Origin of the sequence: Achromobacter sp. ACM01, assembly GCF_014851745.1 — a bacterium.
GTDB classification, from domain to species: domain Bacteria; phylum Pseudomonadota; class Gammaproteobacteria; order Burkholderiales; family Burkholderiaceae_B; genus Achromobacter; species Achromobacter aegrifaciens.
This window is the reverse complement of sequence record NZ_JACVAF010000002.1, coordinates 605631-619403: the sequence shown is the minus strand read 5'-3', so window position 1 is coordinate 619403 and position 13773 is coordinate 605631. Positions and strand designations below refer to the sequence as shown.

The 13773-nt window shown below is 64.0% G+C and carries 16 protein-coding genes; 4 read left to right on the top strand and 12 right to left on the bottom strand.

What is annotated here, in order from left to right:
• Positions 1-38: 38 nt before the first annotated feature.
• Positions 39-557 carry an O-acetyl-ADP-ribose deacetylase gene (locus tag IB268_RS11315; protein WP_192354249.1) on the bottom strand — a complete coding sequence of 173 codons (519 nt, stop codon included), beginning with the start codon at positions 555-557 and terminating at the stop codon, positions 39-41.
• Between the two features lie 179 nt (positions 558-736).
• Here IB268_RS11315 and IB268_RS11310 point away from each other — a divergent pair, with 179 nt between their 5' ends.
• Positions 737-1663, top strand: coding sequence for an alpha/beta hydrolase (locus IB268_RS11310; protein WP_192354248.1), 927 nt, complete (start codon positions 737-739; stop codon positions 1661-1663).
• Positions 1664-1693: 30 nt separating this feature from the next.
• Here the strand turns inward: IB268_RS11310 and IB268_RS11305 are convergent, their stop codons facing one another.
• Both IB268_RS11305 and IB268_RS11300 read right to left on the bottom strand, forming a co-directional pair.
• Positions 1694-2104 carry a VOC family protein gene (locus IB268_RS11305; protein WP_192354247.1) on the bottom strand — a complete coding sequence of 137 codons (411 nt, stop codon included), beginning with the start codon at positions 2102-2104 and terminating at the stop codon, positions 1694-1696.
• 72 nt (positions 2105-2176) lie between these two features.
• Positions 2177-3070 (bottom strand): LysR family transcriptional regulator, encoded by an 894-nt coding sequence (locus tag IB268_RS11300; RefSeq protein ID WP_175180877.1) that lies wholly within the window; start codon positions 3068-3070, stop codon positions 2177-2179.
• Between the two features lie 109 nt (positions 3071-3179).
• Between IB268_RS11300 and IB268_RS11295 the strand changes: the two genes are divergently transcribed.
• Both IB268_RS11295 and IB268_RS11290 read left to right on the top strand, forming a co-directional pair.
• Entirely contained in the window at positions 3180-4076 is an 897-nt protein-coding gene (locus IB268_RS11295) for an NmrA/HSCARG family protein (protein WP_192354246.1), read from the top strand.
• Between the two features lies 1 nt (position 4077).
• Positions 4078-4338: a DUF2798 domain-containing protein gene (locus IB268_RS11290; protein ID WP_054454647.1), complete on the top strand. Its 261-nt coding sequence runs from the start codon at positions 4078-4080 to the stop codon at positions 4336-4338.
• Between the two features lie 39 nt (positions 4339-4377).
• On the opposite strand, the gene IB268_RS11285 is transcribed toward IB268_RS11290, so the two are convergent.
• From IB268_RS11285 to IB268_RS11250, 8 genes are all read right to left on the bottom strand, one after another.
• Entirely contained in the window at positions 4378-5007 is a 630-nt protein-coding gene (locus tag IB268_RS11285) for a TetR/AcrR family transcriptional regulator (RefSeq protein ID WP_192354245.1), read from the bottom strand.
• Positions 5004-5321 (bottom strand): multidrug efflux SMR transporter, encoded by a 318-nt coding sequence (locus IB268_RS11280; protein WP_054454653.1) that lies wholly within the window; start codon positions 5319-5321, stop codon positions 5004-5006. Before IB268_RS11280 ends, IB268_RS11285 begins: the two co-directional genes overlap by 4 nt.
• A 34-nt stretch (positions 5322-5355) precedes the next feature.
• On the bottom strand, positions 5356-6093 hold the full coding sequence (locus IB268_RS11275) for an SDR family oxidoreductase (protein ID WP_192354244.1): 738 nt from the start codon (positions 6091-6093) through the stop codon (positions 5356-5358).
• A gap of 66 nt (positions 6094-6159) precedes the next feature.
• Positions 6160-7365: a 3-sulfinopropanoyl-CoA desulfinase gene (acdA, locus tag IB268_RS11270; protein ID WP_192354243.1), complete on the bottom strand. Its 1206-nt coding sequence runs from the start codon at positions 7363-7365 to the stop codon at positions 6160-6162.
• Between the two features lie 53 nt (positions 7366-7418).
• The gene (locus IB268_RS11265; RefSeq protein WP_192354242.1) at positions 7419-8378 is read right to left on the bottom strand and encodes a tripartite tricarboxylate transporter substrate binding protein; all 960 of its coding nucleotides are present in this window, start codon (positions 8376-8378) and stop codon (positions 7419-7421) included.
• A gap of 57 nt (positions 8379-8435) precedes the next feature.
• Positions 8436-9623: a CaiB/BaiF CoA-transferase family protein gene (locus IB268_RS11260; protein WP_119451178.1), complete on the bottom strand. Its 1188-nt coding sequence runs from the start codon at positions 9621-9623 to the stop codon at positions 8436-8438.
• 120 nt (positions 9624-9743) lie between these two features.
• Positions 9744-10655 carry a LysR family transcriptional regulator gene (locus tag IB268_RS11255; protein ID WP_175160773.1) on the bottom strand — a complete coding sequence of 304 codons (912 nt, stop codon included), beginning with the start codon at positions 10653-10655 and terminating at the stop codon, positions 9744-9746.
• 19 nt (positions 10656-10674) lie between these two features.
• Positions 10675-11556 (bottom strand): LysR family transcriptional regulator, encoded by an 882-nt coding sequence (locus IB268_RS11250; protein WP_059379704.1) that lies wholly within the window; start codon positions 11554-11556, stop codon positions 10675-10677.
• A 194-nt stretch (positions 11557-11750) separates the two neighbouring features.
• Between IB268_RS11250 and IB268_RS11245 the strand changes: the two genes are divergently transcribed.
• Positions 11751-12737 carry a tripartite tricarboxylate transporter substrate binding protein gene (locus IB268_RS11245; RefSeq protein ID WP_192354241.1) on the top strand — a complete coding sequence of 329 codons (987 nt, stop codon included), beginning with the start codon at positions 11751-11753 and terminating at the stop codon, positions 12735-12737.
• Positions 12738-12752: 15 nt separating this feature from the next.
• On the opposite strand, the gene IB268_RS11240 is transcribed toward IB268_RS11245, so the two are convergent.
• On the bottom strand, positions 12753-13697 hold the full coding sequence (locus IB268_RS11240; protein WP_225591355.1) for a LysR family transcriptional regulator: 945 nt from the start codon (positions 13695-13697) through the stop codon (positions 12753-12755).
• Positions 13698-13773: the final 76 nt, after the last annotated feature.

The window sequence follows — 13773 nt, the reverse complement described above, 5'->3', positions numbered from 1 at the left end:
GCCGGAGTGAATGGAAGAGATTGGATGGAATCGGCTGGCTAAACAGTCGGCCGATTCAAGACGCGCTCATACTGAAGAAGGTCTTCCGGAGAAAAGCAGCAGAAAATCACCTCTTGGACGGAAGAATCCCCAGCGAGGCTTTCACGCACGGTCTTGACGGCAATCTCCGCCGCCAATTCAATGGGGTACCCATATATCCCCGTGCTGATGCTGGGGAACGCAATCGACTTGACCGCTCTTTCTTGCGCCAGCTCGATGCATCGGCGATAACAGCTGGCCAGCAGCGCCGGTTCTCCGCCATCCCCGCCCCGCCACACCGGCCCCACCGTATGAATGATGTATTGAGCGGACAGGCGATAGGCCTTGGTCACCTTCGCGTCCCCCGTCTTGCAACCGCCCAGCAATCTGCATTCGTGCACTAGATCCGGGCCCGCCGCGCGATGGATGGCGCCATCGACGCCGCCGCCGCCCAGCAATGAGGAGTTCGCGGCATTCACGATGGCGTCCACCTGGAGCTTCGTGATGTCTGAACGGATTGCGCGCAGGGTTGTGGCCATGATTTTGCTCCTTGAGGTACGAACGCCGTCGCCGCGGCGCATTTGCAGGGCGATCTTCCTGGCAGCAAGTTTGAGGAACTCGTCACGTCTGCTGGCGGCAACGGACCGGGATTATGGTGCCAGTCTACAATTCCGCCCACTTCATGTGCTCAACCTTGCTGGCTGCCGAGCCTTCCCCCATGCAACGACGCCTTCTGAATGCCCTGTTGATTGTCCTCCTCGTCAGCTTCGGCCTACATGGCGGCCCGACGCAAGCCCAGGCTCAGTCGACTCCCAAGATGCAATCTGGCGAGGGTCGCCCATACGAAATCGCCGATAGCGAAGTCTGGGACGTGCCCGATCCCGTGTCGGGCCGCGGCTATCAGGTCTACGTCGCCTTGCCGCCGTCCTATGCGAAGCAGCCGCAACGGCGCTACCCCGTGCTTTATGTTACCGACGCCGACTATGCCTTCCCTATCATCCGGCAGTTGGCGCGCCGCCTGAACGTGGAAGGACCGCGGATCGAGGAGTTCATTCTTGTCGGCCTGTCATATGGCAAAGGCGAGGATGGCGGAGTCAGCCGCCAGCGCGACTACACGCCTACACCGAACGGCCCAAGCACCGCGCCGGCCAATGCGGTCCATGGCCAGGCGCGAGCCTATCAAGCGTATCTGCGCGATCAGGTAAAGCCTTACATCACCGCCCGCTACCGGACCGACCCGGCCAGAGCCCTCTTTCTCGGCCACTCCTATGGGGCGCTGCTGGGGACGCAGATCCTGTTCACCGAGCCCGGCATGTTCAACGGCTATGTCCTCGGCAGCCCGTCCCTCTGGTACGACAAACGGCATGCCTTGAAGCTGGAAGCGGGCTATGCCCAGCAGCATCGGGACCTGACGGCGAATGTCTTTCTTTATGTTGGCGCCTACGAAGCCCTGCGCAAAGGCGACCGGCGCTACAACCAGACGGTGGACATGGTCGCCGACAACCGGGCGCTGGAGGCGGCGCTGCAAAGCCGGAAATATCCAGGTTTGAAACTGAAGTCCGTGGTCCTGAATGACGAGGACCATCTCACCGTGGCGCCGCGTGGCTTTATGCAGGCCTTGAGATATCTGCTGCCGGTGCGTTGATCAAATACAGAGACCCGACTTGCGCCTGCTCTAGACCGCAGGCCCCTTGAGTTCGATCTGATTGCCGTCGGGATCGAAGCAGTAGATCGAAAGCCCCTCGCCTTCCGCGCCATACCGCAACACGGCCTTGTCCGCAGCAATGCCGAAAGCTCGCAGATGCTCGAGGATGGCCGTTTCATCGAATGGATCGACGCGAAGACAGAAGTGGTCCAGGTTGTGCCGGTCTTTCCCTGGCGCTGCCCCGCCCGTGGCGCCCAGAGGCCCCTGCACATCGACCAGATCGATCATTGAACCGCCGGCACTCAGATGGATCATTGCGTACTCATCGTTCTTCTTCTTGATCTCGCAGCCCAGTACTTTCGTATAGAAGTCCACGCTACGCGTCAGGTCCTGAACCCTGAGCACGACATGGTCCAAGTGCTTGATCTGAAATACCGGCATGATGATCCTCCTGGGCCGAGAGTGATACGGGCGGCGTTGGCCAGCTCCGGACGTATCAGTCTAGCGTGCCAGCTAGAACCGATCGAGCTTCAGCCCAGCCGCCAGATAATCAATAAAAGCCCGCACCTTGGCAGGCGGAAGCCTGTGCTCCTGCCAAAGCACGTGTATGGGCACAGGCTTGGACTCGAACGCTTCGAGTATGACTTCCACCTGCCCCGCATCCAGCAGGTGCCTGATCTGCCATAGCGGCGAATAGCCGATGCCGAGTCCGGCGCTGACCGCGGAATAGATCGCCGCCATCGTGTTGGTCCGGAACGGACCCCGCACCCCGACGCTGCGCCGCTTGCCGTCTATCTCAAAGGCCCACTGCCCCGAGCGTTGATCGAGAGTCCTGACAATGCAGGCGTGCTGCCGCAGGTCCGAAGGATGCGCGGGACGGCCATACTGTTCGAAATAGGAAGGCGATCCGAATACGACTCTGCGCAAGGCTCCCAATCGTCTTCCTTGCAAGCCGGAATCCGGCAGGTCTGCGATGCGCACGACCAGATCGAGGCCTGCGGCGGACAGGTCGACAAAGGTATCCGTCAATTGCAGATCGACTTCCATCTGCGGGTATGCGCGCATGTACTGCGCGATGATCGGAACCAGGAAGTCCGGCCCGAACAGTACCGGCGCGCCGACACGCAATATGCCCGACGGCGCGGCTCGGCGGTCTGCAACCTCCAGCCGGGCCTCGCCTATTTCCTCCATCGCCGGTTTGACCCGCCGGAAGAACGCCTCGCCCGCTTCGCTGAGAGAGCAATGCCGCGTAGTGCGATGGACCAGTTGCACGCCGACGTCCTCTTCCAGCGCGGCAAGAGAACGGCTGACGGCCTGTAGCGAGCGGCTGAGATGGCGCGCGGCTTTCGTCAGACTTCCCGTTTCAGCGATGTGGATGAACGCTTCCAAGTCTTCCAGGCGGCTCATTATTTATCTCGTATAACGTGATTCACATTCATATTTCACAAGTATTGTTCCACTAATCGGTAGAAAATACACTGCCTTCGTACCCACATGCATACGAAGGAGAAACCCTGTGAACGGCACTCAGCCCATCGTTTTGGTCGTTGGAGCCACCGGCAAATTCGCCGGCCTGGTCGTTCCTGAATTGCAGCGGCGCAAGGTCGCGGTCCGGGCGCTCGTCCGCGACGAAACACGCGCCGCTCAGGCCCGCTCGCTGGGAGCGACCGAGACCGCCATCGGTGACCTCCGCGACGTCGACAGCCTCGCAGCCGCAACGCAAGGCGTGGACGGCGTCTTTCATATCGGCCCCGCGTTCACCGCAGACGAAGCGCCCATGGGCGTTGCCCTGGTCGACGCGGCCAAGCGCAGCGGCGTGAGGAGGTTCGTCTTTTCATCGGTCATCCAGCCAACGAACGTGCGACTGGCCAATCACGCCAGCAAGATCCCGGTGGAGGACGCGCTCTACTCGTCGGGACTGGAATACACAATCCTGCATCCCGCGAACTTCATGCAGAACATCGGTTTGGCCTGGCCGTCGATCCGCGACCATTCCCGCTTCAGTGAGCCCTTTCCCAAAGACACGAGAATCGCCCGCGTGGACTATCGCGATGTGGCCGAGGTTGCCGCGATCGCCCTGACCGAGGACAGGCTGGCCTACGCGACCTTGGAGCTATGCGCCGGCATGTACAGCTGCATGGACATCGTGACGGCCCTGGCCGAGGAGCTGGGATCTCCGGTCACTGCATTGGAGCCCGGTTTCAACGCGTGGGCGCAAGACGCGCGCCTGCCATATGGCGAACAGCAGTTGCTTCTTCTGTCCAAAGTCTTCGATCACTATCGGGCCTGCGGGCTTGGAGGAAACAGTCTTGTGCTGAAGGCTGCACTCGGACGGGATCCGCGTTCACTGCGCGAGTACGTCAAGGACCTGGTGGCCGAGAAACAAGCGGCGCGCGGCGGCAAGGAGTATTGAGATGGCTGACCATTCATCAAGCCCCACCCTGAAAAAGCTCCCGCGGCACTATGCCCCCGTTCTGATGCCGCTGGTTCTTTCCGTGTTCATGTCGGCCATCGTTTCAGCGGTGGCGACCGCCGCGAGCGTGGGCGTGGGTCCCGACTTTGTCCTCAACTGGCCCAGCGCCTGGGGAGCCTCGTGGATAGTGGCTTTTCCCAGCCTCTTGCTGCTGCTGCCTGTCGTGCGGCGGATCGTCGCCTGGATGGTGGTCCCGCCCTAAGCTGGCCCGCAAGCGCTGCGACGAGCTGCGCCGGCAATGTCAACCGGCCGGCCACGCAAGCATCGCGGCATCAATGATCATGTTGAGCTTTTTCGCGCCCGCGCCATCGCGGGCCTGGATCGACAGGCCTTCAAGCACGGTCGTGTAGAAGGCGGCAAGCTGCCGGACATCGGCGGATGGCGCAAGGTCGCCCTCCGCAATGCCTTGCGCAAGCCGTTCCCTCAGCGTCGATTCTCCTTCCTCCCGATTTGCGGCAAGAAACGCACGCACGCTCTCGTTCTCAGGCGCGCCCAGCAGCGATGACAACACGATCATGCACCCACGCGGGCCCTCGTTGACGGCATAGGCGCGCGCGTTCGATCGCAGCATGGTTTCGACGGCCTCGCGGGCCGTCCGCGCTGCGCTGAGGCTCTGCGACGTCGCTCGCCCTTCGACGCGGTCGTAAAGTTCGACGGCCTGCCGGAAGATTTCCTCCTTGCAGCCAAAGGTCGCATAGAGGCTGGGCTTGTTGACGCCCGTGGCGCTGACCAGATCCTGAATCGAGGTGCCTTCATAACCTTGCGCCCAGAAGGTACGCATGGCCGCCAGCAAGGCCCGGTCCTTGTCGAACGCCTTCGGACGCCCGATTTTCGGCGCGGTGGCCGTTTTAGCTTGATTGCCAGAATTCACGTTTCAATTATCCGCAGGCCCGCCACGCCTATGCCTATCAAGCCCAGGAACAACAGCTTGGCCGATGACATGTGCTCGCCGAGCACCAATGTGCCGAAAACCGCCACGCCGAAAGCGCCTATGCCCACCCAGATGGCGTAAGCGGTGCCCACCGGCAGATGCTTCAGTGCCAAGGCCAGCAGGACAAGACTCAGCATGGCGACGCTTATGCCGATCAGGCTCGGCCAGAACCGCGTCAATCCGTCGGCCTGCTTCAGTGCCAATGCCCAGACGATTTCAAGCATGCCGGCCAGAACCAGGAAACCCCATGCCATCTGAATCCCCATTCCTGTTCGCCTTCCCCGGCCCCTAGGCCGTGAAGCCACCGTCGATGGCGAGCGACGCGCCGGTGATGAATTGGCTCTCGGCCCCCGCAAGATAAGCCACGGCTGCGGCAATTTCCTCGGGTTCGGCGTAGCGTTTGACCGCCATGAGTTCCAACTCGGCGGCTACCGCCGGACCATCGGCGGGATTCATGTCGGTGTCGGTCGATCCCGGATCGACGATGTTGACCGTGATGCCGCGGCCGCCGACCTCCCGAGCCAGGCCCTTGGTGAATCCGATGAGCGCCGACTTGCTCATCGCATAGAGCGTCACGCCCCCATAAGGCACGCGTTGCGCGAAGCAGGAGCCGATGGAAATGATGCGTCCGCCGGTCCCCATATGAGCCAGCGCGGCCTGCGAGGCCACGAATACCGCCTTGGCGTGGATCGCCAGGGTGTCGTCGATTTCCTCGAGCGTGGCGTCCTCGACAGGCCCGTAGGGGAACACGCCGGCGCTATTGACCAGTATGTCCAGCCTGCCCAGTTTCCCGGCAGTCTGCTCCACCGCCGTCCGGACGGCGGCCGGATCGCGGCTGTCCGCCCTGATGGCCAGGACCCTGGCGCCGATTGCGCCAAGTTCCTGGGCGTAGTCTTTCGCGGTCTGATCCGACCTGGCATAGGTGAAGGCGACATCGGCGCCCCGTTCCGCGAACCTGCGAACGATAGCGGCGCCGATGCCACGCGTGCCCCCGGTGACCAGCGCAACCTTGCCTTGGAATTCCATCGCCGAGCTCCTTTTATACCGATCGGTTCAAAAGATGCTACGCGCAGCGGAATTCGTCGTCAAGCATCACTTCCCGCGGATATACCCATCCCGCGTCTGCGGCAGCTTCATCCCAAGCACGGCGGAAGCGACCTGGGTGCGCAGGATCTGCGCGGTGCCGCCCGCGATGGTGAACATGCGCGCATCGCGCACATGGCGTTCCATCGGCAGGTCGCGTCCATAGCCGGACGATCCATGCAGCTGCAAGGCGTCGTTGGTCACGCGCTGCGCCGTTTCGGCCGCGTAGATCTTGGCCTGCGCGGCCAGCGACAGGTCCGGAAAGCCAAAGGTCCGCGCCGTGCCGCTGCTTGCGGCCGCATGCAGCATGTGCCGCGCCGCATTCAACTGGATGGCCATGTCGGCAATCATCCACTGCAAGCCCTGGAACTCCGCTATCGGCCGGCCGAACTGCTGGCGCTGCTTGACGTAGTCGACGGCTTCTTCAAAGGCGCCCTGCGCGATGCCCAACGCCACGGTGCCCGCGCCCACGCGCTGGGCGTTGTAGGCTTGCATCAGCCCGGCAAAGCCGCGCTTCAAGCCCTCCGGCGGAACCACCAGCATGGACTTGTGCACCTTGAGATCCCGGAACGCGATGTAGGTCTCGGGTATGCCCCGCACGCCCATGGCGTAGGAACGCTTGGCGATCTCCAGGCCATCGTCCGCGGCGTCCGATTCGCGCACGTGGATGAAGGCGCCTATGCCCAGATCCGCGCCGTCGTCGAACACGCGCGCAAAGATCAGGTGCAGGCGCGACACCCCGCCCCCGGTGATCCAGTATTTCTCGCCGTTGATGAGGTAGTCATCGCCCTGACGGACTGCGCAAGTGCCCATTTCGCTGGCCGCGCTGCCGGCCTGGGGTTCCGAGATGCAGATGGCGGGCTTGTCGCCAGCCAATACACACTCGGCGGCCAGCGCCTTCTGTTCATGGGTGCCGTACTGCATGATGGCGCCGATCGCGCCCATGTTGGCTTCGACGGTGATGCGCCCCATGGTGGCGCAAGCCTTGGCCATTTCCTCCACGACCAGGACTGTATCCAGATAGCTTAGGCCCCGCCCACCGTACTCGCGCGGGATCGTCATGCCCATGAAGCCGTTTTCGCGCAGTTGACGGACGTTGTCCCAGGGATACTGCTCGGATTGGTCGGTGGCTGCGGCTGTCGGTTTGAATACGGTCTGCGCCAGCTCGCGCGCGCGCTGCTGCAGCGCCAATTGCTCTTGGGAAAGTTCAGTCATGGTTCATCCTTGCTACGTGCAAAACTCCGGCCGGGCCGCCAGGCCCGCCGGCATCAACCCACCTTGATATCCGCGCGCCGCGCCACCTCGGCCCAGCGCTCGACTTCGCTGCGCGTCAGCGCGGCCAGCTCCTGCGGCGTGCCGCCGCCCGCATCCGCGCCCAGTGCGATCCACCGCTGCACGAAAACCGGGTCGGCGAATGCCGCGTTGACCGCCGCATTGAGCACGCGCACCACGTCTGCGGGCGTGGACGGCGGCGCATAGATTCCGTACCAGCTGGTCGCGTCGTAATTGGCCGCGCCGCTCTCCGCCGCCGTGGGCACATCGGGCAAGCTGGGTGAACGGACCTTCGACGTCACCGCGATGGCGCGCACGCTGCCCGCCCGGATGTGCTGGATGGCCGAAGGCATGGTTTCGAACATCATGTGGACGTTCCCGGCAATGATGTCCACGATCGCCGGCGCGGAACCGCGATATGGCACGTGCATCATCTGGGTGCCCGTGACGTTCTTGAAATATTCGGCCATCAGGTGCTGCATGGTGCCCGCGCCCGGCGTGGCATAGCTGTACTTGTCCGGGTTGGCCTTCAGCAGCGCCACCAGCTCCTGCACATTCTGCGCGGGCAGATCCTTGTTGACGATCAGCGCATGGTTGACGCGCCCCAGAAAGCCCACCGCCGTCATCTCGCGGATGTCGTATCCCAGCTTCGGATACACGGACTGGGCGATCGCGTGATGCACCGCCCCGAACAGGATTGCGTAGCCGTCGGGTCGGGCCTTGGCCACGGCGTCAGCGCCCAGCGTGCCGCCGGCGCCGCCGCGGTTTTCCACGATGACCGACTGGGCCAGGCTGGCGCGCATCGGCTCGGCCAGCTGCCGCGACAGGATGTCCACGGTTCCGCCCGGAGCATAGGGCGCGACCAACCTGATGCTCTGCGACGGGTACTTGCCCTGCGCGAATGCGCGGCTCAAGGGTGTCAATGCGGCCAGCGCCAACAACTGTCTCCTATCCATGCCTCTCTCCTCTTGTATCCGCCGTCGTCGCAGCGGTGTTGTCTAAGGTGTGTGATGTCAGCCCGCCGTCCAATCGCGCAGGATCTGCTGCGCATGCTCGTTCAGGCGCGGCGGCGGCCTGCGATACGACACCGGCGTGGCGGAGAGCTTGAGCGGGTTCGCCAACAGGTTGAGCTCGCCGCCTTGCGCCCACGCGCAGGGCATGCGCAACTGCGCGCCGCGGGCCTGGACGTGCGGGTCGTTGAACACATCGCGCAAATCGTTGACGGGGCCGCAAGGCACGCCCACGGCTTCCAGCTGTTCCAGCCAGGTTTTCCTGGAGCGCAGGGCCAGAGCGTCCTGTACCCGTTGGCAAAGTTCGGCGCGGTGGGCGACGCGGGCCGCATTGGAGGCGTAGCGCTCGTCGTCCGCCAGCCCGGCCAGGCCTGCAACCTCGCAGAAACGCCGGAACTGCGCATCGTTGCCGACGGCAAGAATCATGGGACCGTCCGCCGCGTCGAATACCTGGTAAGGCACGATGTTCGGGTGGCCGTTGCCCAGGCGCGCGGGCAACTCCTGCTGTGCCAGGTAGTTGGTTCCAGCGTTCACCAGCCAGGCGATCTGGCTGTCCAGCAGCGAGATGTCGATGTGCTGCCCCTGACCGGTCAGGTCGCGGTGGCGCAGCGCAGCCAGGATGCCGACGGCGGCATACATGCCGGTCATGACGTCGGCGATGCCCACGCCCACCTTCATGGGCGTGCCCTGCGGCTCGCCGGTAAGGCTCATGATGCCGCCCATGCCCTGGATCAAAAAGTCGTAGCCCGCGCGCTTGGCGTACGGACCCGTCTGCCCGAATCCGGTGATGGAGCAATAGACCAGGCGCGGGTATCTGCTCTTGAGTTGTTCATAATCCAGCCCATGCTTGGCCAGGCCGCCGACCTTGTAGTTCTCGACCAGTACGTCGGCATGGTCCAGCAACTGATGCAGCGCGTCCCGGCCGGCCTCGGTGGCGATATCCAGCGCGATCGACCGCTTGTTGCGGTTGGCGCTCAGGTAATAGGCACTTTCGGCGGTCGCGCGGCCGTCCTGGTCGTTGATGTAGGGCGGCCCCCATTTCCGGGTGTCATCGCCTTCCTCCGGCTTTTCCACCTTGACCACGTCCGCGCCCAGGTCGCCCAGCAGCTGCGTCGCGCTCGGGCCCGCCAGGATGCGAGAGAGGTCCACGACACGCACGCCGCTGAGCGCGGAAGCTTCCACTGACTGCATACGCCTTCTCCATCAGAGTCGATCGATGCAGTCTAAAATTCGCAATCCTCACCTTCAATTGAGTTTTTTTTCAATATGAAGGGCAGCCTTCGAGCCAAGCAGGACGGCTGACGCGCGGCTTTACTTGACCGGAAACTTCAGCTTGGGCGCGGCTTCCCTGACCATGGCCCAGAAGGCGTGCGCAGCAGGCGACAGCTTGCGTTCATTGAGGCAGGCCAAGCCGATCCTGCGCTTGGAGGCGGGACTGATCTTGCGGTAGACCAGCCCGTCGTAAGCCTGCGGCAGCACCAGCGACGCCAGCACGGAGATGCCCTGCCCGCGCCTGACGAACTCCAGGATGGACATGATCTGCGAGAGGTCGTGCGCGATGTGCGGCTTGGCGCCGGCTCGCTCGAACATGCGCGTAATGACAGGCTGCGAACCGGCGCGCGTCATGATCAGCGGATAGTCGATCAGGTCCTTCACCGCGATGGTCTTGCGCTCGGCCAGCGGGTGGCCAGCCGGAAGCACCACCATCAGCTCATCGGTAACGAGCGGCAGCGTGTCGAAATCCGGCTTGGGCAAGGCCACCACGCCGATCTCGATGCGGCGTTCGACCAGCGCGCGCTCCAATTCCGGGTCCGGCTTCTCGGTAACGAACACGTCGACGCCCGGATAGCGGGCTTTGAACATCTCAAGCAGCTGCGGCAGGATGTTCAAGGAGGAGCTCGCCCCCAGCGAACCCAGATTCAGCAGGCCCGAGCGCAAGCCCGCGCTGGCGTTCGCCGTCGCGCGCACGATCTGCAGGGACGCGAACACGTCCCTGACATGCGGCAGAATCTGCTGTCCCGCATAGGTGAGGTGCACCCCCGATGCATTGCGGTCGAGCAAGGGCGCTCCCAGCGTGGCCTCCAGCGTGCGCAGGGCGTGGCTGGTGGCCGAGGGCGTCATCCCCAGCCGGGCGCCGGCGCCCGCGATGCTGTCGGCGGAGGCCAGCGCCAGCAGCAGTTCCAATTGCCTGAGGGAGAGGGATTTTGCGGCTTGATCCGGCATGGTCATGTTTCCTCAGGTGCTAACCGGCCAGCGCCTGCGCCAGCCCCAATGCCCGCGCCAGGAACGCCGACGTGTCGTCCTTGCGATAGCTGACGATCACGGGCGACACAAAAGTATCGGCGTCTATCGCCACATGCGCCACGTCCTGCCGCTGCAAGCGCTGCACCGACGCCGGCACCACCGTCACGCCCAGCCCCGCCGCCACCAGGCCAATGGCGGTCTGCAGTTCGTTGGCTTCCTGCACCACCTGCGGCGCGTGCCCCGCCGCGCGGAACAGGCCCAGCACATGGTCGGAGAAATTCGGCCTTGGCCGCGCCGGATACAGCACGAAGGGTTCGCGCGCCAGGCGTTCGACGGATACCCGCCGCAGCCGCGCAATGGGATGGCCCAGCGGCACCGCAGCCATCAGCGCTTCGGTCATCAGCACCCGTCGCTCGATGGCGGGATCGTCGAACAGGATGCGGCCGATGCCCAGATCGATGCGGCCGGCCTTGAGCGCCTCCAGCTGCGGCAAGGTGGTCATTTCCGTGAGCCCCACTTCGACCTGCGGGTCCGCGTTGCGCAGCTGCCGGATCAGCTCCGGCACGAAACCGTAAAGAGAGGACGGCACGAAGCCTATGCCGAACCAGCGCCGCTGGGTCTGCCCCAGCCGCCGCGTGCCTTCCAGCACTTCTTCCAGGCGCGCAGTCAGCAGGCGCGATTGTTCCAGCAGGAAGCGGCCCGCTTCCGTCAGGCGCAGCGCGCGTGTGGTGCGCTCGAACAGCTGCACGCCGAGTTCTTCCTCGAACAGACGGATCTGGCGGCTGAGCGGGGGCTGGGCCATGTGCAGCCGCGCGGCCGCGCGGGTGAAGCTGCCTTCCTCTGCCACGGCCTGGAAATAACGCAGTTGCCTCAATTGCATCGCGTGGTCTTATACATACCATAAAGGTATTAATCGGAACCCATATAGTCTTGGACTCGCAGGGAAAACGCAAGCCATACTGAGCTATCGCACGAACCTGATCATGGAAAGTATGAATCGCGGGAACATCTTCCCGTGATCTGCGGACCGCCGGCGCGCAGCGACACAATAATTCCAGCAATACGGAGACCATCATGCGCTTGCGCTCTGCATTCCAACGACTCGCCCGGGCCTGTATGGGCCTGGCGCTGCTGGGGGGCTCGTCCGCAGCCCTGGCGCAAACCTACCCGGATCACCCGGTCAAATGGATCGTGCCCTTCCCGCCCGGCGGCGCGATGGACAGCATCGCGCGTACCCTGGGCGAATCCATGGGCAAGCAGCTCAACACCACCTTCATCGTGGAAAACCGCGCAGGCGCGGGCGGCAACATCGGCGCGGCCAGCGTGGCCCGCGCCAAGCCGGACGGCTACACCATCCTGATCGTCGCCAACGGCATGGCCGTCAACCCGGCGCTGTACACGGACCTGAACTACGACCCGGTCAAGGACTTCGCCCCGATCTCGCTGCTGGCCGTGGTGCCCAACGTGCTGGTCACCAATCCCGCACGCACCGGCGCCACCAGCGTGCAGGACGTGATCGCCAAGGCCAAGGCGCAACCCAACCATTACACATACGCCTCGGCCGGCGTGGGCACGTCCATCCATCTGGCGGGCGAGCTGTTCCTGTCCATGGCCCAGGTGGACATGCTGCACGTGCCCTACAAGGGCAGCGGCCCTGCCGTCGCCGACCTGCTGGGCGGACAGGTGGATTACATGTTCGACAGCATCACCTCCGCCAAGCCGCACATCGAAGCCGGCAAGCTGCGCGCGCTGGCGGTAACGACCAGCAAGCGTTCGGCCGCCCTGCCCGACGTGCCTACCGTGGCCGAAAGCGGCCTGCCCGGCTATGAACTGATGCCCTGGTTCGCGGCCTTCGCCCCCGCCGGCACGCCGCCCGACGTGGTCGCGAAACTGAACGCCGCCATGCGTGCCTCATTGAACGACGCCAAGGTGCGCGCCACGCTGGACTCCATCGGCGCCGAGCCCATTGGCGGCACGCCGGACGAACTGCGCGACCACCTGGCGCGCGAGACCGCGCAGTGGAAGACGCTTGTGAAGGAACGCAATATCAAGATCAATTGAGGCCGGCGCGGCGGCTCACGCCTTCCGGGCTGCGGCAGGCATGGCCTCCCACGGATACCCATCGAACGTATCCTTCACCAACTCCCGCAGCCAGATGATCGCCGGATCCTGGTGAAAGCGCGGATGCCAATGCTGGCGCAGCGCGAAGGACGGCAGCGGCAGCGGCGGCTCCAGCACCTTGACCACGCCGTAGCCGCCGAACACATTGCCCAACTCCTGCGGCACCGTGGCGATGAGATCCGGGTGCTGGTCCAGCAATAGCGGCACCACCAGGAAGTGCGGCGTGGACAGGAAAATGTTGCGCTTGACGCCCTGCTCCTCCAGTGCGCTGTCATAGGCTTCAGACGAGCGCCCGGCCAGCGTCACCACGATCTGCGGCATGCGCTGGAATTGTTCCAGCGTCAGCTCGTCGCCCACCTCCTGGTTCTTCACGCTCACCAGCGTCACGAAGCGGTGCATGAAGAGCTGCTGCTGAAACAGACCCTGCGGCGCCGCGCGCAGCGATCCCAGCACCAGATCCACCTCGCCGGACGCCAGCAGCGGCTCGACCTGCTGCAGCGGCACCTGGCGCGTGCGCAGGGTGCAATGCGGCGCCAGTTCGCGCAAGCGCTTGATCAGCGGCGGCAGGAACACCAGTTCGCCCATGTCCGTCATGCACAGGGTGAACACGCGCATCGCCGAGGCCGGATCGAACTGCGCTTGCGACAGCACCTGGCCGCGTATGGTCGCCATCAGCGCCAGGATGGTGGGCGCCAGGCTCTCGGACTTGGGCGTGGGCTGCATGCCCTGGCCGGTCTTCACGAACAGCGGATCGTCGAAGAACGCGCGCAAGCGGTTCACGGCGTGGCTCATGGCGCTTTGCGACAGGCCGAGCTGCTCGCCGGCGCGGGTCACGCTGCGCTCGCGCAGCAGGCTGTCGAAGACGGCGAGCAGGTTGAGGTCCAGTTTCTCGTTATGCATAGCGTGCATTTCCAGAATCATGCTCATGACATTGACGCATATTCCGCCGCTATCTATCGTCTTGTCAAACGCCGCG

Bases quoted from the DNA above. Each gene is read 5' to 3' on its own strand.
- IB268_RS11315 (WP_192354249.1), bottom strand. From the start codon at position 557: ATGGCCACAACCCTGCGCGCAATCCGTTCAGACATCACGAAGCTCCAG.
- IB268_RS11255 (WP_175160773.1), bottom strand. From the start codon at position 10,655: ATGCCGGATCAAGCCGCAAAATCCCTCTCCCTCAGGCAATTGGAACTG.
- IB268_RS11280 (WP_054454653.1), bottom strand. From the start codon at position 5,321: ATGGCATGGGGTTTCCTGGTTCTGGCCGGCATGCTTGAAATCGTCTGG.
- IB268_RS11250 (WP_059379704.1), bottom strand. From the start codon at position 11,556: ATGCAATTGAGGCAACTGCGTTATTTCCAGGCCGTGGCAGAGGAAGGC.
- IB268_RS11275 (WP_192354244.1), bottom strand. From the start codon at position 6,093: ATGGAATTCCAAGGCAAGGTTGCGCTGGTCACCGGGGGCACGCGTGGC.
- IB268_RS11290 (WP_054454647.1), top strand. From the start codon at position 4,078: ATGGCTGACCATTCATCAAGCCCCACCCTGAAAAAGCTCCCGCGGCAC.
- acdA (WP_192354243.1), bottom strand. From the start codon at position 7,365: ATGACTGAACTTTCCCAAGAGCAATTGGCGCTGCAGCAGCGCGCGCGC.
- IB268_RS11300 (WP_175180877.1), bottom strand. From the start codon at position 3,070: ATGAGCCGCCTGGAAGACTTGGAAGCGTTCATCCACATCGCTGAAACG.
- IB268_RS11240 (WP_225591355.1), bottom strand. From the start codon at position 13,697: ATGCATAACGAGAAACTGGACCTCAACCTGCTCGCCGTCTTCGACAGC.
- IB268_RS11245 (WP_192354241.1), top strand. From the start codon at position 11,751: ATGCGCTTGCGCTCTGCATTCCAACGACTCGCCCGGGCCTGTATGGGC.
- IB268_RS11305 (WP_192354247.1), bottom strand. From the start codon at position 2,104: ATGCCGGTATTTCAGATCAAGCACTTGGACCATGTCGTGCTCAGGGTT.
- IB268_RS11260 (WP_119451178.1), bottom strand. From the start codon at position 9,623: ATGCAGTCAGTGGAAGCTTCCGCGCTCAGCGGCGTGCGTGTCGTGGAC.
- IB268_RS11265 (WP_192354242.1), bottom strand. From the start codon at position 8,378: ATGGATAGGAGACAGTTGTTGGCGCTGGCCGCATTGACACCCTTGAGC.
- IB268_RS11310 (WP_192354248.1), top strand. From the start codon at position 737: ATGCAACGACGCCTTCTGAATGCCCTGTTGATTGTCCTCCTCGTCAGC.